The organism is Paenibacillus sp. 32352, assembly GCF_002042965.1.
Lineage (GTDB): Bacteria > Bacillota > Bacilli > Paenibacillales > NBRC-103111 > Paenibacillus_S > Paenibacillus_S vulneris.
In genome coordinates this window covers 337778-363445 of sequence record NZ_MZNT01000006.1, presented here as the reverse complement: position 1 = coordinate 363445, position 25668 = coordinate 337778, and the positions used below count along the sequence as shown (strand labels likewise).

At 51.8% G+C, this 25668-nt stretch carries 20 protein-coding genes; 16 read left to right on the top strand and 4 right to left on the bottom strand.

Features of this window, described 5'->3' with window-relative positions:
- The first annotated feature begins 2 nt into the window (after positions 1–2).
- The 7 genes from B1728_RS16760 to B1728_RS16730 all read left to right on the top strand — a co-directional run bounded on the left by B1728_RS16760 (position 3) and on the right by B1728_RS16730 (position 7547).
- A complete protein-coding gene (locus B1728_RS16760) occupies positions 3–305 on the top strand; it encodes a MazG-like family protein (protein WP_079911378.1) in 303 nt (100 codons plus the stop codon).
- 5 nt (positions 306–310) lie between these two features.
- Complete coding sequence (locus B1728_RS16755) at positions 311–1234, top strand: DUF2232 domain-containing protein (RefSeq protein ID WP_256865381.1); 924 nt, start codon at positions 311–313, stop codon at positions 1232–1234.
- A 22-nt stretch (positions 1235–1256) separates the two neighbouring features.
- The gene (locus B1728_RS16750) at positions 1257–3218 is read left to right on the top strand and encodes a DHH family phosphoesterase (protein ID WP_079911376.1); all 1962 of its coding nucleotides are present in this window, start codon (positions 1257–1259) and stop codon (positions 3216–3218) included.
- The gene (gene rplI, locus B1728_RS16745; protein WP_079911375.1) at positions 3215–3661 is read left to right on the top strand and encodes a 50S ribosomal protein L9; all 447 of its coding nucleotides are present in this window, start codon (positions 3215–3217) and stop codon (positions 3659–3661) included. The genes B1728_RS16750 and rplI overlap by 4 nt, the downstream gene beginning before the upstream one ends.
- A 109-nt stretch (positions 3662–3770) precedes the next feature.
- Positions 3771–5111: a replicative DNA helicase gene (gene dnaB, locus B1728_RS16740; protein ID WP_179136058.1), complete on the top strand. Its 1341-nt coding sequence runs from the start codon at positions 3771–3773 to the stop codon at positions 5109–5111.
- Positions 5112–5303: 192 nt separating this feature from the next.
- Positions 5304–6587, top strand: coding sequence for an adenylosuccinate synthase (locus tag B1728_RS16735; RefSeq protein ID WP_079911373.1), 1284 nt, complete (start codon positions 5304–5306; stop codon positions 6585–6587).
- Between the two features lie 213 nt (positions 6588–6800).
- Positions 6801–7547 (top strand): hypothetical protein, encoded by a 747-nt coding sequence (locus B1728_RS16730; RefSeq protein WP_079911372.1) that lies wholly within the window; start codon positions 6801–6803, stop codon positions 7545–7547.
- A 62-nt stretch (positions 7548–7609) separates the two neighbouring features.
- Here the strand turns inward: B1728_RS16730 and B1728_RS16725 are convergent, their stop codons facing one another.
- Positions 7610–7873: a hypothetical protein gene (locus B1728_RS16725; RefSeq protein ID WP_079911371.1), complete on the bottom strand. Its 264-nt coding sequence runs from the start codon at positions 7871–7873 to the stop codon at positions 7610–7612.
- A 181-nt stretch (positions 7874–8054) separates the two neighbouring features.
- Between B1728_RS16725 and B1728_RS16720 the strand changes: the two genes are divergently transcribed.
- The 6 genes from B1728_RS16720 (at position 8055) to B1728_RS16695 (ending at position 15238) form a co-directional block, all read left to right on the top strand.
- A complete protein-coding gene (locus B1728_RS16720; protein WP_079911370.1) occupies positions 8055–9617 on the top strand; it encodes a peptidoglycan DD-metalloendopeptidase family protein in 1563 nt (520 codons plus the stop codon).
- A gap of 177 nt (positions 9618–9794) precedes the next feature.
- Complete coding sequence (gene yycF, locus B1728_RS16715; protein ID WP_079911369.1) at positions 9795–10511, top strand: response regulator YycF; 717 nt, start codon at positions 9795–9797, stop codon at positions 10509–10511.
- Positions 10512–10514: 3 nt separating this feature from the next.
- On the top strand, positions 10515–12341 hold the full coding sequence (walK, locus tag B1728_RS16710; RefSeq protein WP_079911368.1) for a cell wall metabolism sensor histidine kinase WalK: 1827 nt from the start codon (positions 10515–10517) through the stop codon (positions 12339–12341).
- Complete coding sequence (locus B1728_RS16705; protein WP_079911367.1) at positions 12338–13615, top strand: YycH family regulatory protein; 1278 nt, start codon at positions 12338–12340, stop codon at positions 13613–13615. Before walK ends, B1728_RS16705 begins: the two co-directional genes overlap by 4 nt.
- Positions 13616–13660: 45 nt before the next feature.
- Entirely contained in the window at positions 13661–14401 is a 741-nt protein-coding gene (gene yycI, locus B1728_RS16700; protein ID WP_079911366.1) for a two-component system regulatory protein YycI, read from the top strand.
- Positions 14402–14434: 33 nt separating this feature from the next.
- Positions 14435–15238 carry an MBL fold metallo-hydrolase gene (locus B1728_RS16695; protein ID WP_079911365.1) on the top strand — a complete coding sequence of 268 codons (804 nt, stop codon included), beginning with the start codon at positions 14435–14437 and terminating at the stop codon, positions 15236–15238.
- On the opposite strand, the gene B1728_RS16690 is transcribed toward B1728_RS16695, so the two are convergent.
- Positions 15207–15434: a hypothetical protein gene (locus B1728_RS16690; RefSeq protein WP_079911364.1), complete on the bottom strand. Its 228-nt coding sequence runs from the start codon at positions 15432–15434 to the stop codon at positions 15207–15209. The two genes, B1728_RS16695 and B1728_RS16690, sit on opposite strands and share 32 nt — an antisense overlap.
- 213 nt (positions 15435–15647) lie before the next feature.
- On the opposite strand from B1728_RS16690, the gene B1728_RS16685 reads away from it, so the two are divergent.
- The 3 genes from B1728_RS16685 to rlmH all read left to right on the top strand — a co-directional run bounded on the left by B1728_RS16685 (position 15648) and on the right by rlmH (position 17674).
- Positions 15648–16883, top strand: coding sequence for a S1C family serine protease (locus tag B1728_RS16685; RefSeq protein WP_079911363.1), 1236 nt, complete (start codon positions 15648–15650; stop codon positions 16881–16883).
- 34 nt (positions 16884–16917) lie between these two features.
- On the top strand, positions 16918–17085 hold the full coding sequence (locus B1728_RS16680) for a CxxH/CxxC protein (RefSeq protein WP_079911362.1): 168 nt from the start codon (positions 16918–16920) through the stop codon (positions 17083–17085).
- 109 nt (positions 17086–17194) lie between these two features.
- Positions 17195–17674 carry a 23S rRNA (pseudouridine(1915)-N(3))-methyltransferase RlmH gene (gene rlmH, locus B1728_RS16675; RefSeq protein WP_079911361.1) on the top strand — a complete coding sequence of 160 codons (480 nt, stop codon included), beginning with the start codon at positions 17195–17197 and terminating at the stop codon, positions 17672–17674.
- Positions 17675–17861: 187 nt separating this feature from the next.
- Here rlmH and B1728_RS16670 read toward each other — a convergent pair whose 3' ends face one another.
- Complete coding sequence (locus tag B1728_RS16670; RefSeq protein ID WP_079911360.1) at positions 17862–20450, bottom strand: winged helix-turn-helix domain-containing protein; 2589 nt, start codon at positions 20448–20450, stop codon at positions 17862–17864.
- A 190-nt stretch (positions 20451–20640) separates the two neighbouring features.
- Positions 20641–25548, bottom strand: coding sequence for an InlB B-repeat-containing protein (locus tag B1728_RS16665; RefSeq protein WP_079911359.1), 4908 nt, complete (start codon positions 25546–25548; stop codon positions 20641–20643).
- Between the last annotated feature and the right edge of the window lie 120 nt (positions 25549–25668).

Below are 25668 nucleotides of genomic sequence, written 5' to 3'. Positions count from 1 at the left end.
TTATGGATCGGGAAATGGATTTGGCAAAGCGGGCCAAGATCATTGAATGGCTCAAAACGGAAATCGTCGATCAGATGGCACATTTGTTAAAAGGCATTTGGGAAGGCAGCCATCATAAAATAGTAGACGGTCTGGCAAGTCTGGTAGCCTGCTGCTATATTCTCGGAAGGCGTCTCGGCATCTCATTGCGCAGTTTAGACGAAGCGGTTTTGGAGAAAATGAAGAAGCATAGGCAAGATGGACATCAGTTAGAGGAATGGTATGGCGATATATCCGCTTTGGAAGAACATTTGCGTAAGAGGTGAAGGTGTTGGGGAAAGGTTCCGTACGAATGCTCGGCTGGAGCGTAGCGACGATCTTATTGCTCCTTTCGGTGATTACACCGCTTAGTATCGTTACATTTTGTTTATTGATGATCCCGGTAATTGTACAGTTCGTAAAGCTGGATACGAAGCGGTTTCTGCTGCATTACGGCGTGAGCCTGGCCATTGTCTATGTGCTTACCTCCTCGGTTCTCGGGGGATGGGCAGGCATCCTGTTGGTATCCATGTCACTGTTCTTTTTGCCGCCCGTGATTCAAATGGGGAATTTGTATAAAAAGAGGGCTCCTGCCCGCACGGTATTGACTGCAGGAACGGTGACCTTGTTGGCTGAGCTTCTGTTAAGCTTGGTCGTCAGCTATTTGTTCGGCTTCAATTTGATTGATAAAATCAAGCAATTCATGCAGGAAAGCATCAACACGCTGCCGGATCAGCTCAAGGGTATGATCGCACTGGATCAGGATATGCTGATTCAGCTGATGAGCCAGATGCTGCCGCTCTATATGATCTGCATCTCGTTAGTGCTTGTCGTGATAGCGCATTGGCTGTCCAGAAAAATATTGAACCGCTCCGGCGAGTCTATTCCGGCGTTTAAGCCGATGCGGGAGTGGATGCTGCCGCGTTCCTTTGTCTGGTACTATATGATTGCCTTGTTTATGGAGTTTTTCGTCAAAGACACGAACTCGATCTTTTTCACCATATTGATCAATCTGCTTCCTTTGCTGACGGCAGCTTTTGCAATTCAAGCTCTGGCGTTTTTGTTTTTCGTGGCCCATATGAATCGCTGGAATCGGACCTTGCCTATTGCCGGCATTGTACTGCTGCTAATTTTTCCGCCAGCTTATTTTATTTTCAGCATGCTCGGGGTTTTTGACGTAGCGTTTCCGATCCGTGAACGTATGACGCGAAAATAATGATGGATTAGGGGCGAGTGGAATGCCAAAGTTCCTGTTAAAGCGATGGCACGGCTTGCATATCGTATGGATATTTGCTCTTTTGACCGTTTTGATATTTATTTTGATGATTTACCAATGGGTGATCAGTGTGATCGCCTTGTTTCTATGCGGGGTATTGGCCTATTTCACGCTGAAGGCGGAGCAGGCCTTTCGTAATGATTTCAATCACTATGTAACCACGTTGTCCCACCGGATCAAGAAGGCGGGCAACGAGGTGATTCATGAGCTGCCCATCGGCATTCTCCTCTATAACGAAGAGAAGGTCGTGGAGTGGCACAACCCGTTCGTGGCGAAAATGCTGGGAAAAGAGACATTGATCGGCGAGTCCGTCCATGAACTGTTCCCGGCACTAAAGACGCGCAAGGACAAGGATCTGAAGGTTGAGATAACGGTCGGGAAATGCATCTATCTTGTACAAGTCAAGCCGGATGAAAGGCTGTATTATTTCACCGATATTACCGATTACAAGACGTTATCCGCGAGATACGAGGAAGAGCGGCTCGCTATGGGGATTGTCATGATGGACAATCTGGAGGAAGCGACGCAAGGCATGGATGACCAGACGCGCAGCATTATGATGGCGAGAGTCACCGGCGAAATTACGGAGTGGGCGCAGAAAAACAACGTTCATTTGCGCCGTACCGCATCGGACCGCTATTTGATTCTGATGAATCAAAAAGGCTTGAAATCGTTGGAGCAGTCCCGGTTCGAAATTCTTGACGAGGTTCGGGACCTGACGATTGAAAACAAGCTGCCGCTCACGTTAAGCATCGGGATCGCTTCGGGCGTTGATTCGCTTACGGAGCTCGGACAGCTTGCTCAGACGAGCTTGGATATGGCTCTGGGGCGCGGCGGCGACCAGGTAGCCGTCAAGGTAGGGGAGAGGCTGTCCTTCTATGGAGGCCGCTCCAACGCCATTGAGAAGCGCACGCGCGTAAGAGCCCGGGTTATCTCCCATGCGCTGCGGGATCTGATCAAGGAATGCGACAAGGTTATTATTATGGGCCACCGCTATCCGGATATGGATTCCATCGGCGCCGCGATCGGTGTGCTTAAAGCGGTTCATGTCAGCAACAAGGAAGGCTATATCGTTCTCGAGGGCGTCAATCCTTCGATTCAGAAGCTGATGGACACGATCTATGAGGACGAGAAGCTGAACCGCTGGTTTATCACGCCGGAGCAGGCTATGCAGATCACGAACGGACGTACGCTGGCTGTCGTCGTAGACACGCACAAGTCGTCCATGGTAGCTGAGCCCAAGCTTCTGCAGCTGACGCAGCGCAAGTTCGTTGTCGACCATCACCGCCGCGGCGAGGAATTCATTCAAGATGCGACGCTGGTCTATATGGAGCCATATGCGTCATCTACCTGCGAGCTGGTGACGGAGCTGCTGCAATATTTCAACGACCGGCTGACGATGGGCGTGCTGGAGGCGACGGCGCTGCTTGCAGGCATCGTCGTGGATACCAAAAGCTTCAGCCTGCGTACGGGAGCCAGGACGTTCGAGGCCGCGTCCTTCTTAAGACGGAACGGGGCGGATTCCTCGCTCATCCAGCGCCTTCTCAAGGAGGATCTGGACGCCTATATTCAGCGCTCGGAGGTCATTAAGAATGCGACCATCCTGTATGATCATATCGCTTTGGCGGTCACGGAGCCGAATCGCAAATATTCTCAGTTGCTCATTGCGCAGGCAGCTGATACATTGTTAACTATGACGGGTGTCATGGCGTCTTTTGTTATCAGCGAACGTCCGGACGGCTTGATCGGCATCAGCGCGAGATCTCTCGGCCAAATGAACGTTCAGGTCGTTATGGAGCGGATGGGCGGAGGCGGCCATTTGACCAATGCGGCGACCCAGCTGGAAGGCACGATTGAGGAAGCAGTACAAAGATTAAAGCAAATTTTAAGTGAGATAGAGGCAGAGGAGGGGCTTTTCGAATGAAAGTGATTTTGCTGAAGGATGTCAAAGGCCAAGGAAAAAAAGGGGAAGTTAAAAACGTATCCGAAGGCTATGCAAACAACTTTTTATTTCCGCAGCAGCTGGCTGCACCTGCGAACGAATCTTCTATGAAAGTGTTGGAGACGCAGAAAAAAGCGGAGCAGCGCAAGAAGGATCAGGAGAAAGCCGAGGCTGTTGAGCTTGGCAAAAAGCTGGAGTCGCTTACGGTTGAGCTGAAAGCAAAATCCGGTAAAGACGGCCGATTGTTCGGTGCCATTACGAGCAAGCAGGTAGCCGAAGAGATGGAGAAACAGCACAAGATCAAGCTGGACAAGCGCAAAATTATCATGGATGAGCCGATTCGTACGCTGGGCGTAACGGAAGTGGCCGTGAAGCTTCACCCTGAAGTGACCTCGAAGCTGAAGGTTCATGCTACGGAAGAATAATATCGGTATCATGCCATTTCATTGAAGCGCCGTTCCATTCTAGGTTCGGCGCTTCGACGGTAAGTTGTCCCCAAGAACACTTGAGGAGGAGACGAGCTTGAACGAAGGCATGTTTATGGATCGCATCCCTCCGCAAAATTTGGAAGCCGAGCAGGCAGTGCTCGGTGCTATTTTGCTTGACAGCGATTCGCTTGTCACCGCGATGGAGCGTATTACGAGCGATGACTTCTATCGCACCTCGCATCAACGCATCTTCGAATCGATGATCGAGCTGGCGGAGGAGAATGAGCCGATCGACTTGATTACGCTGACGGCGCGGCTGCAGAACAAGCAGCAGCTGGAGGAAATCGGCGGAATCAAGTATTTGTCGGAGCTCGCGAATGCGGTGCCGACTGCGGCGAACATCGACTACTATGCGCAGATCGTCGAAGAGAAGTCGATGCTGCGGCGGTTGATTCGCGCCGCAACGAACATTGTAACCGAAGGCTACGCAGCCGCGGATGACGTAGGGGACCTGCTGAGCGACGCGGAGAAGCGGATTCTCGAGATTTCGCAGCGCCGCTCGGGTACAGGCTTCATCGCCATACGCGATGTGCTGATGGAGGTATTTGATAAGGTCGAATTCCTTTATAACAATAAAGGGGGAGCGACTGGAGTCAAATCGGGCTTTCAGGATTTGGACAAGATGACGTCCGGCTTTCAACGTTCGGACTTGATTATTGTTGCGGCCCGTCCTTCCGTAGGGAAGACGGCGTTCGCGTTGAACATCGCGCAGAACGTAGGGGTGCGCGAGAAGGAGACCGTCGCCATCTTCAGTCTGGAGATGGGCGCGGCCCAGCTCGTACAGCGTATGATCTGTGCGGAGGCCAACGTGGACGCGGGCCGCATGCGGACAGGCTTCCTCGAATCGGATGACTGGGAGAAGCTGACGATGGCGATCGGCGCCTTGTCCGAGGCCAATATCTATATCGACGATTCTCCGTCGGTTACTGTGGCGGATATTCGCGCCAAATGCCGCAGGCTGAAGCAGGAGAAAGGACTCGGGATGATCCTGATCGATTATCTCCAGCTGATCCATGGACGGGGAAAAGGAGATAACCGGCAGCAGGAGGTATCCGAGATCTCTCGTACGCTCAAGCAGATCGCCCGTGAGCTGGATGTTCCTGTCATCGCCTTGTCGCAGCTCAGCCGGGGCGTGGAGCAGCGTCAGGACAAGCGGCCGATGATGTCCGACTTGCGGGAGTCCGGTTCGATCGAGCAGGACGCCGATATCGTTGCTTTCTTGTACCGCGACGACTACTATGACAAAGAGTCCGAGAAGAAAAACATTATCGAGATTATTATCGCCAAGCAGCGGAATGGCCCGGTGGGCACCGTCGAATTGGCATTCCTGAAAAACTTCAATAAGTTCGTCGGACTGGATCGGACTCATCAAGAGCCGGCCAGTTAAAGCGCACATTGTTGCACGGGGAACATATGTGAGGGCATATAAGAATGATTTCCGAACAATGCTACAGCCCCTTGTGGCATTGTTCGTTTTTTATTGACTTTGCCGCGGTAGACTGATAAAATATTGTTGGTGCTTAAGGCCTTTTGGCCAATTAAAGGTGAAGGTGAAACTCACCTGATGGGGGTTATGCGCATGTCTACGGTAGTGGTAGTAGGAACCCAATGGGGCGACGAAGGAAAAGGGAAAATTACCGATTTCCTCGCTGAATCTGCAGAAGTGGTAGCACGTTATCAGGGCGGTAACAACGCTGGCCATACGATTTTAATCAATGAAAAGAAATATAAATTAACGATGATTCCATCGGGCATTTTCTACAACGATAAAGTATGCGTCATCGGCAACGGCATGGTTATTAATCCAGGTGCTTTGCTGGAAGAAATCGCATATATCCATGAGAATGGCTTCTCGACGGATAACTTGAAAATCAGTGATCGCGCTCATGTGATTATGCCATATCATCTTCTCTTGGACGGATTGGAAGAGGAGCGCAAGGGCGATAACAAAATCGGCACGACCCGCAAAGGGATCGGCCCTTGCTACATGGATAAAGCAGCAAGGAACGGGATCCGTATTGCCGACCTGATGGACGCCAAGGAATTCGAACGCAAGGTTCGTCTTTTGGTCGCCGAGAAGAATGTTCTGATCAAGCAAGTATACAATGGCGAAGGCCTGGATGCTGAAGCTATTATTGCCGAGTACCTCGGGTACGCTGAACGCATTCGTCCTTATGTTACCGATACTTCGGTCGTATTGAACGATCTGATCGACGAAGGCAAGAAGGTATTGTTCGAAGGCGCTCAAGGCGTCATGCTGGACATTGACCAAGGGACTTACCCTTACGTTACATCGTCCAACCCTTCGGCCGGCGGCGTGTGCATCGGTTCCGGCGTAGGTCCGACGAAGATCAAGCAAATCATCGGCGTAGCCAAATCGTACACGACCCGCGTAGGCGACGGTCCTTTCCCTACAGAGCTGCATAACGAAACAGGCAACTGGATTCGTGAGAAAGGCCATGAGTACGGTACGGTAACAGGCAGACCGCGCCGTGTCGGCTGGTTTGACAGCGTCGTTGTGCGCCATGCCCGCCGCGTAAGCGGAATTACCGGCTTGTCCCTGAACTCCCTGGACGTTCTGGCAGGTCTGGAAACCGTCAAAATTTGTACGGCTTATAAATATCGCGGAGAAGTGATTGAGCATTATCCTGCAAGCTTGAATATGCTGGCTGAATGTGAAGCGGTGTATGAAGAGCTTCCGGGCTGGTCCGAGGATATTTCCGGCGTTCGTAAGCTGGAGGATCTCCCTGCTAATGCAAGACGCTATGTAGAGCGTGTATCCGAGCTTACAGGCATTCCGATCGCGATTTTCTCAGTAGGCCGTAACCGTGAGCAGACGAATTTGGTAAGACCTATTTACTAATCTGTGTTAGATATCAGGAACCTCTCAAGTTTATTGGGGGGTTCTTTTTTTGACTTTCCAGAGTTTTGTAAATTGGGTGTTCCGACCCGCTAGATTGCCAGAAACGATGAGACAGGGACCAGCAAAGTTTGCGCAAATATAGGGTTGTTTTTGGCTAATGTCGTCAATACTGATGAAGGGAGATGCATAACAGACTGACGGGAGTAGTGGGATATGAAAGGGTTACAATGGTTGGTGAAGCTGGTTCTTAGCGCTGTAATAACATCTGCGGTTTGTATAGCCTCTACTTTTTGGGCGGTAAGCACTTATGCGGATATGCTGTTAGAGCAATATAATTTGAAGTCTGCGGTGAGCGCGACACCTAATTGGTCTCAATTCACCTCTCAAATGGGTAAGCAGGTAGCGGGATGGTTCTCGTCCTCTCCTTCACAACGCAAAGTGGCGTCTAACACGCCCAAAAGCGATTCAGCAGCCGATATCCCTGCAACGGGAACGATAGATTCAGGCACCTCGACCACCAATCCGTCTGCACCAAACGGTTCCGGAACGACGGACGGGAACGGCAGTTCCTCCGACCCTTCATCTTCAACGCCGAAGGACGGAGGCTCGACCACCAAGAAGCCGCCTGAGGATGCGATTGCCGTCTTCGGCCATCAAAGCGGGCAGGCCCAGTCGGACAAAACGGGAAGCGGGATCATTAGCGGAGAGGACAGCAAGAAGATCGTCGTATCCGGCGAGGAGTTTACGAAGAAGAAAGAACAATTGTCCAATGACGAGAAAAATAAAATTTTCAATATGCTCGTAACACGCGTGCCTCAAAAAGAGATTCAAACCATCTCTTCTTTAATGGAGGATGGAATAACAGCAGCAGAATTGAAGCAAATAGAAACCATATTGCAGCAATATTTGAAGCCTGACGAATATGCGCAGCTGCTTGCGATGATTAAAGTCGATCCGTAATACATAGCAAGAAGCAAAAGCCCTGCACGGCTGTGTGCGGGGCTTGTTTGCGTGAAGCTGTGCTAAATCCGGGCTCCATAACGGGCTAACGTATCTTCCGCTTGACGGAAGCGGGAGGATTCGACGACAACCTGCAGGACGTAACGAAACTCATCGTCATGCGCTTCCTCGGCTAGACTGGACTGGAGGAGCGGCGTTATGCCCAACGAAGTGGGCGCATGATCCATGGAATACTGTTGAATATCAATGACACCTTGCTCTCGAAGTGCCGCAGCCGCTTGGTTCATCTCCGAGTTATTTTTGAAAAATGCCGTTAGGTTTTCCATAGTTTGACTTCACACCCCTGCCACGAAACTGCGTTAACGGCTCTGCAGCCCCGTGAATAATGTTGAAAAAAGAAGACGAATTGTGGTAAATTGATAAAAGAAATCATCTTACATGGTTATTGTCCCTATTTTAGGTGTTTTTATGTATATTTCGTAGAAAATCGCTTAAAAGGAGTAGAACATGACAGTTTTCAGGGGAATGAGTTGGATCAAGGAGAAGCTGGACAAGTCCAGGCAGAAGCTCTCTTCCATCCAATTACGCAACTTGACTGCTACAACGAGGGTCGAGCCAACAACAGAACAACAAATAGAGCTATCTGATAATCATACAGTGAATCAAAATCCTTTTTTACATAAATGGACGCTGGTAAAAACCATCTCGGTATTGGGTGTAGTTTCTGCAATGGTTTGGGGCGGGAATGCTTATGTACAAGCAGGGTTGAAGAATGTTTATCACGTATCGATTGACGGCCAAGACGTCGGAGTCGTTGAAAATACGACCGAGGTAGAGGAAGTTAAGCAAACCAAAGCCAAGGAATTGACAAATAATTCGTTTGTTCGGATGAAGGTAAAAGAGCCAGAGGTCACATTCCAGGTTGAAAAGGCTTTCATGCCGAGCACGAACGATCAGGAAGTGTTAGAGAAAGTCTCTGAAGCTATTACCGCCTATCCGGTAGGAACCGAGATTGTTGTCGACGGGAACCCGATGGGCGTCCTGAAGGATGAACAGACAGCGGATCAGATGCTGGAGGATATCAAGAACTCGGCGCTGGAGAAGAAGAAGGAATCCGGCAAGGTCAGGGTGTTATCGGCATCGCCTTCTACACCTGCCGCCGAAGTAGAATTGCAGAAGGTAGAGTTCGTTCAAAAGGTAGAGCTGAAGGAAATCCAGATTCAGCCGCAGGATGTCATGAGTCCCGATGAGCTTAAGAAGAAGCTGGAGACCGGTGATGTTCAACCGACCAAATACACGGTAGAGAAGGGCGACTGCGTATCCTGCATAGCCAAGAAGCTGGATATCCCAAAGCAGGTTATCTATCAGAACAATCCTACCATCAGCGACGATATGATCAAAGTAGGGCAGCAGCTGGATTTGACTGTGCTGCAGCCGAAGCTTGCCGTTCGTACGGTAGAGAAAATAGTAGAATCCCAAGAGATTCAATATGATACGGAATACCAGACGGATGACAGCATGCGTGCCGGTACTTCCGAGGTGATCAAGCAGGGTAAGAACGGAATGAAGAAAGTCATGATCCAGGTGACCAAAGTGAACGGATTGATGACGGACGAAACGGTGCTGAGCGAGGAAGTCGTTCAGGAGCCGGTCAAGGCTGTCGTTCGTAAAGGAACGAAGGTTATTAAAGGAGAGGGCACAGGCAAATTCGCTTGGCCGGTCGTATCCTCCACCATCACGAGTACCTTCGGTACCCGCTGGGGAGTGTTCCACAAAGGCGTCGACTTGACGTCTCCTAACAAAAACATCCTGGCTTCCGATAACGGGAAGGTTATCTTTGCCGGGGTCAAGAGCGGTTACGGCAATTGCGTCATCATTGACCATATGAACGGTTATAAGACGCTGTACGGGCATTTAAGCCAGATCTATACGAGCACCGGCAAAATCGTCGAGAAGGGCGAAAAAATCGGTTATATGGGCAGTACGGGCGACTCCACCGGGGTACATTTGCACTTCGAGGTACAGCAAAGCGATTCGCCGCAAAATCCATTGAAATACTTGAGCCGTTAAGCACTCATTTATCTTTTATAGAGAGAATCGTTTACAGAAAAAGGGGCATGGAAAAAGCAGGGAAACCTGCTTGACCATGTCTCTTTTTGCATCAAGGTGTGGTAAGATAGGAATACGGTTTATTTGGGTAAAGCAGGTCAAATAGGTTAAGTTTGCTCATAGGCGGTGATCGAACAGATGGCGAAAATACTCGTTGTCGATGATGAACAACCGATTGCGGATATATTGAAATTTAATTTGGAGAAGGAAGGGCACGAGGTGATTTGTGCTTATGACGGAGGAATGGCCGTCGAGCTTGCCTTCAAGGAAGAGCCGGATTTGATACTGCTCGACCTCATGCTTCCGGTGAAAGACGGGATGGATGTGTGCCGGGAGGTACGCGTACGGCTCAATACGCCCATCATTATGCTGACGGCTAAGGATAACGAAATCGATAAGGTGCTCGGGCTGGAGCTCGGGGCAGACGATTATGTGACCAAGCCCTTCGGAACCCGGGAGCTGCTGGCGCGGGTGAAAGCGCATTTGCGCCGTCAAGCGAAGGCGCAGAGCCCCTCGCAATCGGATGCGGAGGTGCGCCAGGGCTTGCGAATTCAGAGCCTGTTTATCGACACGGATATGTATGTCGTATATAAGGATGAAGTCCCGTTGGACCTGACCCATCGGGAATTCGAGCTGGTGCAGTATTTGGCCAAAAACAGCGGCAAGGTGATGACACGGGAGCATTTGCTGCAGGCGGTCTGGGGATTTGAATATTACGGCGATGTCAGAACCGTGGATGTGACGATCCGCCGGCTGAGGGAAAAAATCGAGGATGATCCGAGCCACCCCGAATATATTCTGACCCGCAGAGGGCTGGGATATATGATGCGCAATCCGAAAAGCGGAGGCTTCTAAGCCATGAAGGGGATTCGCTTCTTTCAATCGATTCAAGCGAAGATCATCATCATCTACGTGCTTCTGATCCTGATTGCGATGCAGCTGATCGGGGTTTACTTCGTTCGGACGCTGGAAAGCTATTTTAAGAACGATTTCATCGAATCGCATAATATTCAAGCGGCTCTGCTAACCCAATGGGTGGAAAAGTACTTGAATGACGAGACCCGGCAGGGAGACCCGAAGAAGAATGCCGAAATGAATGATGTGGTGAACAAGCTGTTTGCGAACAGCGGTTCGGAAATTCAGATTATCGACCAGAACGGGTTCGTCTTGACGACATCTATGGTAACTCATCAGGGCATTATCGGGCAGAAGAACACGCAGCCGGAGGTAAGCCGGGCGCTTCAGGGGATCAAGGATAATCAGCGGATGTTCACCGATTTTGACGGGGTCCGCAAGATGATTATTACAAAGCCGGTTGCGTCAGGAGTGAAAGTGAACGGAGCGGTATACATTATCGCTTCCATGGAAGAGCTGTACAATACGATCAACCGGATTAATCAATTTCTTATCACAGGTACGATCATTGCGCTGGGGTTGACGGCAGTGCTGGGCATTATGCTATCCGCTACAATTACCAGCCCGATCAAAGCGATTACCCGGCAGGCGACGGCAGTGGCGGAGGGCCGGTTTAACGATAAGGTCCCTGTACTGGGTAAGGACGAGATCGGTCAGCTCGGCCAAACGTTCAACTACATGATGGAGCGCTTGAAGGATGCCTTGTCGTTGAACGAGGAGGAGAAGGAGAAGCTGGCCTCGATCTTGACGAATATGAACGACGGGCTGATCGCAACCGATGATGACGGAAGGGTCATGGTCATCAACCGAAGGGCCAAGCAAATTCTGCAGCTTAGTGAGGATGCGGCGATTGGAAGGCCTCTTCCCGAGGTGCTCGGCATCACGATAGAGACCATGAAGGAGCACCAGAAAGCGGAAGATTCAACGATGATGCTGCAGTTCTACCACGAAGTCGAAGAAGAGCACTTATCCGTCAGAGTAAGCTTCACGACGGTATACAGCAAGGAAAAAGGCTCGGCAAGCACCATTGCCATGCTTCAGGACGTGACCGATCAGGAGAAGCTGGAAGAATCGAGGAGAGAGTTCGTAGCCAACGTATCGCATGAGCTTAGAACCCCTCTCACAACGATCAAGAGCTATTTAGAAGCTCTGGAGGATGGAGCGCTCGAAGAGCCTAAGCTGGCAGGGAAATTCGTCAGCGTCACGCGCAATGAAACGGAGCGGATGATTCGACTCGTTACTGATCTGCTGCAGCTGTCCCGGCTCGATTCGAAGCAGGCGATTATTAGCAGGGAAATTACGGACGTGGCCGAGATGCTGGAGGAAGTGGTCGACCGCTTCTCCTTCCAGCTCGAGCACCGGGGCATTGAGATCGAAATGGATGTCGAGCCTTCCGTCGGCGAAATTATGCTGGACAGGGACCGTATTGACCAGGTGCTCGATAACCTTGTTTCCAACGCGATAAAATATACGCCCGATGGAGGACATATATCGATTCGGGCCCATCGTCCCGATCCGAAGCTGCTGGAAATCAATGTGCAGGATAACGGAATTGGCATTCCCAAGAAGGATTTGAACCGAATTTTCGAACGGTTTTACAGGGTCGATAAAGCAAGATCGCGCAGTATGGGAGGCACAGGACTGGGCCTATCGATTGCCCGGGAAATAGTAAGGGCGCATGGCGGAACGATTTTGCTTGAGTCTGATTTGGAGCAGGGAACGAAGGTCACCTTCACGATACCATACACGATGGAGGAGGCTGCGATATGATCGATAAGCTGAAAACATGGCTGTTGGTGCTGCTGGTCGGGCTTAGCCTGGTTCAGACCTATTACTTATCCTACAGCTCTCCGAAGTTCGATCCTCTTGTTCAGCAAGACTATGTAAAGACCGATCCTATAGGTACGCAGGCGAAGCTGGAGGATCTCCTGTTCGCTGACCAAATTGTCCTTCATATGGGCAATCAGGCACATACGGTGCTCTACCCGAATACAGCTGCATACAATCAGGTGCTGGACAGCGTAAAGCAGCGGACACTTTCCGGCTTTCGCAAGACGACGGTTTCTGCGCTGAATATGAATATGGATGAGGTCCGAGGCAAGCAGCAGGGGATCGAGCTGTCATTCCGCGATGGAGTCCCGATTACCATCTTACAGCGCATTATGCAGCTGAAAGGCGATCTGCCGTCGGATAACGATATCATTACACGGATATGGATTATTGCCAGGGAAGCGAAGGATGAGGTCCGCACGATCTTATTCACGGACACGGCCAGCACGGTGTATGAGGTGCAGAAGGCGGATATTTCCGCCAAGGACATTGAGCGTTTGATGGCAGTGGAAAATCCGGTACCGTACAAGTATGACGGTGAATTTTATTTGCCGACCAAGCCGTTATCGTTCCCAAGCTATAGATTGGCCTATACCCAATTCACAGGGGATCAATTGAAACGGACCTTTTTCGTCGATCCGGCGATTACAAGGAACTTGTCGGAATGGGACGGAACGGAGATTTATACGGACGCGAAGCGGGGACTGCAGCTGAAGAACGATCAGCATTGGCTTATTTACTCAGACCCTGTAGCGCCGGCTGACAGCAAAATCGATGTGCAGGATAATCTAATATCCGCGGTGCAATTCGTTAACCAGCATGGGGGCTGGAATGGCCTGTACGGGGTGCAAAAGGTCCCGCAGCGCCTTCTTCCTGTGAATCAGGCTTTCTTATTCAGGCAGTATTACGGGTCGCTTCCGGTGATCAACCAGCATAGCGACAATATCGGCTTTATCAAGATGGTGCTGCAAAAAGGGATCGTCTCCACCTACGAGCGGTCGACGATCATTCCGGATTCGCAGGGCGTTACAAGCCGTGAGGTTGCGCTCAAATACGGCGAGGAGCTCGATGCGAAGCTGAACCAGTATTCGAAGAAAAATGCGGTGATTTCCATATTCCCGGGGTATCGGCCTGTCATAGGGGATCAGAAGATGGAATTGGTACCTGCGTGGACCGTGGAATTGCGGGATGGCACGTATGAATTTTTGGAGTAAGCATAGTTCGGAACGATGGAGCAAAGTGATGTCAGGAGGGAGCCCATGGACTGGAGTCGAGCGAAAACCATATTGATCCTATCGTTCTTTTTGCTGAATTTGGTGCTCGGCTACCAGCTGTGGACGACCCGTTCTGACCTGCTGGAATTCGACCCGAGTACGGCAAGCGCTACGGAAGAGATCCAGCGGCTGATGAAGAGCAAAAACATTCAAATTACCGCGGAGATGCCCAAAGAAGTGCCTCGAATGAAGGAGATTGTCGTTCAGTATGATGAGAAGCTGACGATGGAAAATCCGGTTCCCTTGGAGACACCGTTTAAATACAGTCCCCTGTTAAGCAAAGGAAGCTCCAGGGATGCTGCGGCACGGGCGGCTATTCCGAACATGGATAAATATTTGTACGATCCGGTGCTCAGCACCAACGGCACGTATGTATTCCATGAGCTGTATGGCGCGTACCCGATGTTCGAGGTCAAGCTGGAGCTTACTGAGCAAAACGGGATGGTCGTGGCGTACCGCCAAGAGTATGCGAATGTGAAGCAGGAAGGGGAACAGAAGGAGCAAAAGGTGATTTCCCCCTACACGGTGCTTAGCAGTCTGATTGAGAATTATTTCCCGAGCGGGACGGTCGTCAGCAGCATTATGCTTGGGTACCACAACGGGCAGACGTTTAATTCCCAAACGATGTTCCTAGTACCTTACTGGCGGGTGGTCGGCAACGGGGATATCTATTATGTTCATGCCTTAAACGGGGCGGTTGATCCGCCGCAAAAAAACAAAAAGTAGCATAAGCAAGTTGTCAGGATGGGAGAAAGAGTCATGGGAATGCGTTTTACAGTGTTATCGAGCGGTTCTACAGGGAACGCGATGGTTGTTGCAACGGATGAGGGCAAAGTATTAATCGATGCGGGGCTTAGCGCCAAAAAGATCGATCAGCTGCTGAAGGAGAAGGATATGTCCGCCTCCGAGCTGGATGCGATACTGGTGACGCATGAGCATGCGGACCATATTAAGGGGCTTGGTGCGGTAGCGCGAAAATATGATTTGCCCGTCTATGCAAACGAGAAGACCTGGGAAGAGCTGAACAAGCATATCGGTGAAATAGCCGAGGATAAGCGATGCGTGATGGAGACTGGCGAGGTGCGCAATTTCGGCTCCCTTCAGGTAGAATCATATGGCATCTCGCATGATGCGGCGGAGCCTGTAGGGTACTGCTTCTATCATGAAGACAAGAAGCTGAGTCTGGCAACCGATTTGGGATATATGAGCTCCAAGGTAAAGGAGAAGATACAGGACAGCGACGTGCTGATTCTAGAATCGAATCATGATATCGAGATGCTACGAATGGGAAGATATCCATGGAACATCAAACGGCGCATTCTGAGCGATCTGGGCCATCTGTCCAATGAAGCCGCGGGAACCGGACTCGTCGATATCATGACCTCCCGAACGAAGCGGGTCTATCTGGCTCACTTGAGCCGGGATCATAACATGATGGATTTGGCCAGGCTTACGGTGAATAATGTAGTAGAAGAGCGTCTCGCTCCCGATGATCACCGCGCCCGGCTTATGGATACATATTATGACCGGGCTACGGAGTGGGATCACCTGGATGAGGACTAAGCTCCGATTCGGGAGTGTAAGCGGCGTCTAGCTGGGAGGACATGACGGCAATATCTTGAGCGGTAATGATTCCTTTTTCTACGAGCAGTTCGATAAGAGCGCTGACCAGCAATGCATTCTGGTAATGGGCTTGCTTCAAGTCGGCTACCTTGGCAATCATGTCTACTTGCTCCAAATGGTTGAAAATACGATTCATAGGGTTTAAGCATCCTTTCCGTACAACGAGTTATTGGGCGCTCCCCTTGAAGCAACAGAGTTTACTGTCGGGTGTGCTTCTCTTGGAATGCTACCGGGTTCATACTCTTATTCTAGTCTTACGATGGGTAAAACATTCCTTTTTTTTCGTAAAAGTTTGAAAGATTACTAGAATGGCAGCTCTGCTTGCAGGCAGAGAAGGGAGCGGGTAGCGATGAGTTTGTTCGATGACGATTTTTATTCTACCAAGGTTTCGCGATGGAATGGATGGACGCCTCCGGGGAAACCAAGCGGCAGCTGGCTGAAAGGGACGAAGCCCCCATGGCTGCTGCCGGGGCTTGGCGGAGCGGCCGTGATGCTGGTTCTTGTACTTCTGTTCAGCGGAGGCGGTGAATCAGCCGAACATGCGCTGCCAGTCTCTTCTGCTGCGGAAGGTGGCAAGGCTCCCAGCTCCACAGGTGCTGTTGATGAACAGCAGCAATCCAGTGATTCCGTGGTTCGCGCGGCGGCAAAGGTAAGCCCTACCGTCATTAGCATTGTGGCCTACAACAAGGAAGGCGACAAAAGTGGGATGCCAGGGGCTATGGGGCTCGGTTCCGGTATCCTTTTTCAGAAGGCGGGAGATAAGGTTCGGATTGTGACGAATAATCACGTCGTGGAAGGCTTCAATCAATTGGAGGCTGTGACCTCGACCGGGGACCGGAGAAAGGCGACGCTGGTAGGCCGCGATCAGATGAGCGATTTGGCGGTTCTGGAGATGGATGGGGACGGGATTAAGCAGGTGGCCGAGTTCGGCGATTCGGACGCGCTGAAGGCCGGCGAGACGGCTATAGCGGTAGGGAATCCGCTAGGTCTTGGCTACGATCCTACCGTGACGAAGGGCATTATCAGCTGGCCCAAACGGACCATCCCGGTGTCTCTGGGACAGCAGGGCGAGTACGATTGGGAAATGGATGTCATCCAGACGGATGCAGCCATTAATCAGGGGAATAGCGGCGGCGCCTTGGTGAATCTGGAAGGCAAGGTCGTAGGCATCAATACGCTGAAGGTAGCGGATATGGGAGTGGAAGGACTGGGATTCGCCATTCCTATCAATTCGGTGAAGCCGATTCTGGACACCTTAATCAAGGATCACAAGATTAAAAGGCCATATATCGGCGTCGTGACGCAAAATTTGCAATCTTTTAAAGGGACGGAAGTATTAAAGCTGCCTGCAAGTGTGAAAACTGGTATTATTGTTATTGAAGCGACCGGACCGGCGAAGGATGCCGGTTTGAAAACCAACGATGTCATCGTTGAGCTGGACGGTAAGACGGTAGACAGCACGCTTGCGCTGCGCAAGTACATTTATAGCCAGAAAGCAATCGGCGATAAGCTAAGCATCACGTACTATCGCGCCGGCAAGAAAGCGACGGCCACGGTGACGCTGGCGGAGCTGACGGACCGGTAGCAGGGAATTATACAGAACAGAATGGGGTCTTATTATGTATGTAGTGTGCAAGGATCATTTGGAGATCGCTATAGACCAATTCGTCGACGAATATGAGGATGCTCCGGATATTGTAGATTTGGATGAAACCCGTTTTCCCGCGTGGGAGCCGCCCGCTCATTGTGAACGGTGCTTGGAGCGTCCGAAGTTCTTGGTTGTGTAGCGGAAGAACGGCAAGCAAGTGTGTGGAGGCCCTGCGTCCGGATGAAGACGGGGCCTTTTTTTTATTTCGACTCTCATAAAAAAGCAGAGAAAAGGATGTTGCAAAGCGTATGCAAATACAGATTGTTGCCGTAGGCAAGCTGAAGGAGTCTTATCTGGTCCAGGGCATAGCGGAGTATGTCAAGCGCCTGGGGCCCTATGCCAAGGTGCAGATCAGCGAGGTGCCTGACGAGAAGGCACCGGAGAACATGAGCGCCGCCGAGGAGGCGCTCGTGCGCCAACGCGAGGGCGAACGCATCCTCGCGCAGATCAAGAGCGACGCCTACGTCGTGGCGCTCGCTCTGGACGGCAAGCCGCTCTCGAGCGAGGAGCTCGCGCGGCATGTGGAGGGCTTGGCCACGTACGGGCGCAGCCACGTGGCCTTCGTCATCGGGGGCTCGCTAGGGCTAGCCCCCGCGGTGCTGCAGCGCGCCGAACTGAAGCTGTCGTTCGGGCGCATGACTCTGCCGCACCAGCTGATGCGGCTGGTGCTGGTGGAGCAGATTTACCGCGCGTTTAAGATTATGCGCGGTGAACCGTACCACAAATGACGGCTAAATTTTTTTGGCGAAAGGGCGTAGAGGCGTGAAACGAGGCAGGGGCAGGAGGGGGCAGTATAAATAAGATGAAGGCCCGATTAGCTTGTTTTAGGACTAATACGGGCCTTCTGTGCAATGTTATTACAACAGCCGTGGTTGCGAGGTTTATTAAGCTCAAACTTTTACATGCCTTTGTGATTTATTCCAGCATTTCTTTTCCCCTTGAAATTGCCTCAACGCGGTTTTTGACATTCAGCTTACCGTAAATATGGTTGATGTGCGTCTTTAGCGTCCCTATGCCAATGCCCAGTGCATCTGCCATAGCCTGGTTGTCCATTCCTTCCAGCATATATCGGAAAATCGCCAGCTCCCGTTTCGTCAGCAAGTGGTCTAACTGCCCGGACTTGTCCGCAAACTCGCTGGTTTCCGCCGCTTGGTCGAAGCAGGAAAGCACTCGCCGGACGAAGGAAAGCGAAGGTGCCTCGCTTTCCCGCATATGGCCTTTGCGGCGCATCTGGATGTAGGTGGATACCAGCTGCAAGATGGGGCTTCCCCGGTCAACAAACACCCGGATATACCCGTCCGGTTCGGCATATTTCAAGGCTTGCTCCAGCGTTAAGATGGCTTGTTCCGTCTTTCCGGTTTTTTGCCACACCAGAGCCTGCAGCACTTGTATTTCCAGCGCATCCATCGGACGGTGGCCTTTGACAGCAAGGGCGAACAGCCTGTCCGCAAGCAGCGACGCTTCCTCATAACGTTCCTCCGTGATGAACACCCTAACAAGAAACGTATACGTGTACAATTGAGATATAGATATGGGGTCGCTTCCGGTTACGGCGTACTTTTTCCTCCAGGCTGCCGCCGCGGAAGCGTCACCCCAATCCATTCGAAGCCCGGCCAGCTCCGCATTGATGAAAAACAGAGCGGTCGTTGCTTGGCTGCGGACTGCCTTCTTCTTCGCTTCCTCCAGCCAATATTCCGCGCCATTCAGGTCGCCCCTTGCTCTGGCAATGCGCGATAAATACAGATAGGCGGGCACGTACACCTTTTCGGGTTGATACGGATTATGCGTGTTTTCCTGCAGTCCCAGCTTGAATTGTTCCTCGGCTTCCTCCAAATCGTTGCGCTCGTAGAGCAGTTCTCCGTAGCATACAATTGTGGAGTCGTGCACCTGCATCGGAGTAAGAAACTCGATCATTCTGCGGAAAAATGTATCCACCATCTCCCGGGGCAGATGCTTGCCCCGCTTGCCGTTATACGATCGAAAAATCGAAGGAGACAGCGGCATATGCGGTGGGGCAAAAATCAAATCCGTACCGGTGGGACTGTGTTTAAGAGACAATTGGATATAATCGAGCGCTTTGACAACGTCCATATCGTATTGGGATGCCTTGGCATTTCTCAAGTAGTAGAGGTTGCCCAGAAAGCGATTTCGCTCCTCTTCGGTCCAAGCGACGGCATCTTCAGGGAACCGCTGCTCCGCGGATTGCAAATAAAACTCTGCGAGCTCCGGCTCATTATTCCAAAGCAGCGAAAAAATATAGGAAAAATACAAGTACCGGTGCTCCCAAAGGATCGCTTCCGGGATGACGGACAACCAATTGCGCAGGGTCGAATATTCCCGTCGGACCGAGACGGATTTCATGGGTTCCAGCAAGCGGATCGCCTCGGTGAAAAACTGCCCGTCCAGATAATACTCCACGGCCTCCTCGCTAAATCCATGCGCCGCGCACCAATCTGCGGCCGCTTTTTGCAGTTTCCGCACATCGCCGGGGTAGTGCCGGACCAACTGTTTGTTCAAGAAATCCGCAAACAAATGATGAAACCGGAACCACTCGTTCCGCGGGTCAAGCGGGATCAGGAACAGGCCCCATTTGATTAGCTGCTCCAGCTTAGCCCCGCTACCGGGATCCCCGGAAACGGTTTGACAAAGCGGTCCGCTTAATCGCTGCAGGATAGAACACCTCATCAAGAACTCCTGCAGCGAAGGCTCCAAGGACAAGAACACTTCCTCCAGCAAATATTGCTCGACCTCTCCGCTATATCCTGAGAAGTCTTGTATAAAGGCCGAGGCTTGCTCCATATTGTGCAAGGAAAGCGCGGCCAACTTCAGACCCGTCACCCAGCCCTCCGTTCGCTGAACCAACAGTCCGATTTGTTCCTCCGTATAATTGCCATCCTCCCATAAATCAAACAACGCAGTCGCTTCCTGCGCATCAAACCGCAAATCCTCCGTATGTAACGGCGCGGCCCACCCGCGGCTGAAGTACCGCGACTTCAAGAAGTCCGATTTCTCGCGGCTTGTGAAATACAGGTGAACATGAGCAGGCAAATATTCAATGAAAAACGTCATGGATGCGAGCAGATTCGAATCATGAAGGACATGAAAATCGTCAAAAATGCACACCAGGGGATGCTGCAGCCCATGTAATTCGTTCAAGAGCTGTACAAGAAAGGTTTCATAATCTCCCGGCGTCAAGGATTCCAATGTGGGCCTTGCCTTTTGTGCGAACCCCTCGCAGACGAGATCAATAGACGAAATGACATAGCGCCAGAATCGGAAAATATCATTATCCCCCGCATCCAGCGATAACCACCCGGCAGGCCTCTCCAGCTGACTGGCCCACGAACTGACAAGTGTGGACTTTCCATAGCCCGCTGGGGCCTGAATGAAGGTTACTCTTCGCTCCAATCCCGCTTGCAGCCGTTTCATTAAGCGAGTACGCAGTACAGTCGCCTGCGAGAGGGGAGGCATGTGAAGTTTTGTATGCAATAAGATCGGTTCCAACGTCAATCACCTATTTCATCTTTGGTATGAGTTGGTTTCATTATAAACAAGGATACCCTCTACCAACAATGTAATTTGATGGATTGCGGGCTGATTTCATGTAGGAAAAAGCCGCCGGGTGCTGCCTTATAGCAAAAAGCCGTCCCTATGGCAGCTGTACCTTGGGACGGCCAAGATTGGCGAGACTGTATTACCCTGAAATGGTGTTGCCGATTAGTCCTGCTTTCACCAGCATCCGCTGAATGATGGCAGCCGTTTCTGCTCTAGTAATGTCGCTTGCCGGTAGAAGTCCTGCATCGGAACCGTTTACTAGCTGGCTCCGGACGGCTACGGCAACGGAAGCTTTGGCCCAGTTATGGACCGAAGCGCCATCCGTAAACCTTACAAGCGCGGCATCGGCGTCTGGATCGCTGATGCTCGTATCCAGTCCAGCAAGATTCATTGCTCGGGAGATCATAACCATTGCTTCCTCGCGCGTAATGGTTTTGGCCCCGCGGAAAGTGCCATCCCCGTACCCACTCACGATGCCGAATTCCTGCGCCTTTGCCACCGCCCCGATGTACCAGGAACCGGAGGGTACATCGCTAAATGATGTGGTTTTACCGTTGTCGGCAAGGCCCAGGGCCCGAACTACAATCGCCGCAAACTCGGCGCGGGTAATCGGGGCATTCGGGTTGAAATTGTTGCTGCTAACGCCGTTTACGATCATGCGGGATGCCAGGTCGCCCACAATGTCTTTGGACCAGTGCCCCTCGACGTCCATAAATTTCACCGCATGCCCGATAAGCGTATATACGCTATTGGTCAGGCTATGGACGACGGCATAATAACTTCCGCCGCGGGTGATGATGGACGTCGGCACATGACGGACGGTTCCGTCCTCGTTCAGCACAACAGCGGTTGTGACCTTGCTTGGATCCACGCCATCCGGCAGCGGAATTTCACGCTCCACGTAAGCGCCGAATGTGTCCGCGCTCGCCGTCTTCCCGCCGAACGAAGCGGTTATTGTGAAATCGACGAGCGGAGCGAAGATAGTGAACCGGTCTTGGTCCGCGGCATGTTTTGCAAGTTCAAGCTGAGTGCTGTCGGCCTTGGCAATGTTCACATGGATCACGGCAGTTGCAGGTGATGCGCCTTCTCCAAGCTGCTTGAGGAGGTCGTCTATCGCTAATTCCGCTACGGGCAGCTTGTAGCTCCCGATCGGCGTTTTAAATTCCAGCACGCCTTGTTTGTTTGCCAGCGCCTTGAGCAAATCGCCGGTCAGCGCCGCGGACACTTGGTCTGCGTTTGTTGTGACAAGGATCGCGAGCACAGGCTTTTCCCCAGCGCTTTCAAGCTGCGTCATCAATTTGGCGGAATCCAAGGTGATGGTGAATTTGCTCTTCTCACTTTCTTCTGATGTAGCAGCCCGTTCCAGTTCTTTACCGTTCATGACGATACTGAAGCCGCCTGCCGGGACTACGGAAGGCTTGACTAAATCGATTGTACCGCCGCTATTTGATCCGTCATTCGATGAATCCGACGATGACGATGGCCCGGCGTCACGCATTACCGTCACTGTGTAGGTACGCATCGTGCCGTTCGGCGCGGTTACGATCAACTTAATGAGGTTGTTCCCTATGTTTACCGGAAGTAAAGGGGATGGCGTTTCGCTTGTCAAACTAAGTGGTCCAAGAACTAACGTTCCAGCGCTGTTGTACACGCTAGCCGTTACGGTAGAGTCGCTATCATAGACTGTCGCCGTCACCGTGATGCTGCTCACGGTACTTGTTACGTTTGCCGAGTAGGTTAGGGCGTCAGAGCTAAACACCGGGGTCAACGTACCGCTCGAAAGCGTCAAAGCGGTCAAATTCGCATTGCCGCTCGGCTCCGGGTTCGTCGTCCAATTGGCATACAGCGTCACGTTTGCCGCTCCCATGGTGAATTTGCTGCCGGGGGCATAGTTCGTGCCGGTGCCATCCGCTCCTGTGTTCCACCCGGCGAACGAGTAGCCTACCTTAGCCAAGCCCCCTGAGTTCCCATACACAGCCACTGTCACGCCTTGCGCATACGAGCCAGTATCGATCGGCGTAGTACCTAACGTGTTTCCATTGCCGTTGTACGTCACTGTATATGTTGGGACAGCCGTCCATTTGGCGTACAACGTCACGCTCGCCGCTCCCATGGTGAACTTGCTGCCGGGGGCATAGTTCGTGCCGGTGCCATCCGCTGCCGTGTTCCACCCGGCGAACGAGTAGCCTACCTTAGCCAAGCCCCCTGAGTTCCCATACACAGCCACTGTCACGCCCTGCGCATACGAGCCAGTATCGATTGGTGTAGTGCCCAGCATATTCCCATTGCCGTTGTACATCACCGTATATGCCGGGACAACCGTCCATTTGGCGTACAGCGTCATACTGGACATAACGGTATCTTGAGCAAAATTCCATAGGCTTTGCCATGAGCTGTCTTTATACCAGCCGCCAAAGACGTACCCGTCCTTTGTCGGGGCTGTCGGTTCGGCTATCGTGGAAGAACTCTGGACGATAACAGACGCTACCGCAGAGCCACCGCCGGAATCAAAGGTTACTGTAAATTGAGGCGTTACGTTATCCACAGTCCGGTCTACGAAGCTGTGCAACGGATTACCTTCTAGATCGACAACCGTGCCCAATGACTTATCGTAGGAAAGAGTGATGACCTGTCCGCGGTTAATCCTGTCAAGAAGGGTAAAAGATAATGACTTTGTTCCCGTTCCGCTAAAGCCTGTAATTACTGCATCTTTCGAATCGATTTTGACCGTGAACCCGCTGACATCTGCTAAACGCACACTTTCATCAAATGTTACGACGACGGTGTTTGGCCGATCATCACTAACATTGGCTCTTGCGATTGTAGGTGGCGCCGCATCCCGAAGTGTATCCGGGGTTACTTTTTGCAAAACAGGGTACGTTTTGCCTTCGTCCATCGTCCAATCACTGGTGAGATTCCAACCTGCCGTCTCAAAAAAAGATTGTGTTTTCATTTGCGCCGATGTAAGACCGGTTGCGGTACATATGTCGGTAATTTCACCGCAAGCCCCGGTCTGACCAGTCGCTTCTGAATCCCAGAAGCTGTTCTGTATGGTGCTGGTGTCCGTGATTTTCCCGGTCAGACCGCCGATATAGGAGCTGCCGGTCAGCTCGCCCGTAGCATAGCTGAAACTGACAGAGGCGTTGTCTTCGAGAGTCCCGACTAACCCGCCGATATAGACGTTGCCGGTCACACTGCCCGAAGCAAAGGACTCGCTGATGTTGCTGTTCGTCACATTTACTCCGGTTAGCCCCCCTACGTAATCGTGGCCCTTCACATCGCTGACGGCGAAGGAGGTACTGATGGCTGACTTTTCGCTAAACCCTGTTAGTCCACCCACAAAATCATTGTAAGCATCCACCTTCCCAGCAGCATAGGAATTGAGAATGGAGGAACCGTCATTCCATCCAACTAGGCCGCCAACGATTGCATACCCGAGCACGGAACCTGAAGCATACGTGTTGCTGATCTCGGAAGAACGGTTGACCCCTACCAGTTGGCCGACCCAGCGGAAGCCCGAGATACTGCCGTCAAGCAGACCGACGTTGCGGATTTTTGCTTTTACCGTGTAGCCAAACAAACCGATCGCGTAGGAGGTCCCAACATTACTTCTGTTAGAAAGACGGATGACCAGCCCGTGGATTGTATGCCCTTGCCCGTCAAATACGCCGGTAAATGCGGGAGGGCTGACCGCCCTGCCGGCGATTGGCACGAAGCCTTTGCCCTCTGTGGCGCTTGTCGCCCACATATCCGAGCGACTACCATCGGTGAATGTCGTTCCGAAAATGATGTCCTGCGCGAGCGAATAATTGGCCCCGCGATTCATCTCCATGAGCTGCAACTGGTGTGTATTGCGGATCGTCTGCGACCACTCCATCCGCAGGAAGGGCCGGGTCGAGCCGTCGATCATAAACCAGTCGTTCTGGAAGTCCAACGAACCGGAATAGCTCGATTGCGCAATCGCCTGCGCGGTGGACAGACTTGTCGCGTCGCAAGATGCTAGGTATTGGTCGTTATTGACGCAGGCGTTGTTCTGCCCCGTCGATTCCCGATCCCAGAAGCTGTACGAGACAGTCCCTCCGTTATTGCTGCCGATCAGCCCTCCGGTATAACCGCTGCCGGTGACCATACCGGACGCATACGATCTATTGATTTCACCAAAGTCTGTGACCGCAACCAGGCCGCCAACGCTATCCTTCCCGCCTACGCTCCCGGTAGCGTAGGACAAGTTGATGACGCCATTCTGGTTCTCGCCCGCGAGGCCGCCCACCAAGCTCCCTCCGCTAACGGCACCTGAAGCGTAGGTGCGCTCGATGAGCCCGGCGACGTTGATCCCGACCAGGCCGCCGACGTACTTGTAGCCGCTCACATCCCCTGTTGCATAGGAATCGGTAATCTTCCCATCGTTCTGTCCAACAAGACCGCCGGTGGAGTCATTAGAACTGCTATGTACAGTTGCGGCTGAGTAGGAACCGACGATTTTGCCTTCGATTGGTTGTACGGCGTCATTATATCCGCTGGCATTGTATCCGACGAGCCCTCCGATGACACCTTGGGGGCTATCGACTGTGCCGGTAACATAGGCCTGATCCACTGTGCCGTAGTTCAAACCGGCCAGCCCACCCGTATAACTGCCGCCGACGATCGTACTTTCTTCGAGGCCGATATTTTTGACGACTCCGGCGTCCCGGATTTCCTGAAACAGGCCAACATTCATCGAATCAGGCCGATGAATGGTCAGCCCGCGAATGACATGCCCCGCTCCGTCGAAGACACCTGTGAATGACGGGATCGGCAGCCAGCCGGCCCCGTCATTCCACCCCGCTGTCTCCGCTGCGTTAATGTCCGCACCAAGCTTGTAATTCGCGCTCAAGTTATTACGCACCGCATTCAACTGCGCCAACGTCATAATAATATAGGGGTCGCTTTGCGTTCCCGAGCCGCTCATCCCGCCCGGCGTATCGGCGAATGAGCGCATCGGCATAAGTCCCATACACAAAACAAGTGCCATGATGAAAGAAATGTATTGTTTGAGGCCCGCTTTCAATATCTTTCCACCTTCTTTTATCCAATTTTATCGACCAAGTTAGAGCTTAGCATATTTCCCTGCCAGAAAAATCTAACTCCGGTTATAGACGAGGTTAGATTTTTCGATGAAACATTGCAT

Coding starts and splice junctions, on each gene's coding strand:
- B1728_RS16760 (WP_079911378.1), top strand. CDS start 3: ATGGATCGGGAAATGGATTTGGCAAAGCGGGCCAAGATCATTGAATGG.
- B1728_RS16750 (WP_079911376.1), top strand. CDS start 1,257: ATGCCAAAGTTCCTGTTAAAGCGATGGCACGGCTTGCATATCGTATGG.
- rplI (WP_079911375.1), top strand. CDS start 3,215: ATGAAAGTGATTTTGCTGAAGGATGTCAAAGGCCAAGGAAAAAAAGGG.
- dnaB (WP_179136058.1), top strand. CDS start 3,771: ATGTTTATGGATCGCATCCCTCCGCAAAATTTGGAAGCCGAGCAGGCA.
- B1728_RS16735 (WP_079911373.1), top strand. CDS start 5,304: ATGTCTACGGTAGTGGTAGTAGGAACCCAATGGGGCGACGAAGGAAAA.
- B1728_RS16730 (WP_079911372.1), top strand. CDS start 6,801: ATGAAAGGGTTACAATGGTTGGTGAAGCTGGTTCTTAGCGCTGTAATA.
- B1728_RS16725 (WP_079911371.1), bottom strand. CDS start 7,873: ATGGAAAACCTAACGGCATTTTTCAAAAATAACTCGGAGATGAACCAA.
- B1728_RS16720 (WP_079911370.1), top strand. CDS start 8,055: ATGACAGTTTTCAGGGGAATGAGTTGGATCAAGGAGAAGCTGGACAAG.
- yycF (WP_079911369.1), top strand. CDS start 9,795: ATGGCGAAAATACTCGTTGTCGATGATGAACAACCGATTGCGGATATA.
- walK (WP_079911368.1), top strand. CDS start 10,515: ATGAAGGGGATTCGCTTCTTTCAATCGATTCAAGCGAAGATCATCATC.
- B1728_RS16705 (WP_079911367.1), top strand. CDS start 12,338: ATGATCGATAAGCTGAAAACATGGCTGTTGGTGCTGCTGGTCGGGCTT.
- yycI (WP_079911366.1), top strand. CDS start 13,661: ATGGACTGGAGTCGAGCGAAAACCATATTGATCCTATCGTTCTTTTTG.
- B1728_RS16695 (WP_079911365.1), top strand. CDS start 14,435: ATGGGAATGCGTTTTACAGTGTTATCGAGCGGTTCTACAGGGAACGCG.
- B1728_RS16690 (WP_079911364.1), bottom strand. CDS start 15,434: ATGAATCGTATTTTCAACCATTTGGAGCAAGTAGACATGATTGCCAAG.
- B1728_RS16685 (WP_079911363.1), top strand. CDS start 15,648: ATGAGTTTGTTCGATGACGATTTTTATTCTACCAAGGTTTCGCGATGG.
- B1728_RS16680 (WP_079911362.1), top strand. CDS start 16,918: ATGTATGTAGTGTGCAAGGATCATTTGGAGATCGCTATAGACCAATTC.
- rlmH (WP_079911361.1), top strand. CDS start 17,195: ATGCAAATACAGATTGTTGCCGTAGGCAAGCTGAAGGAGTCTTATCTG.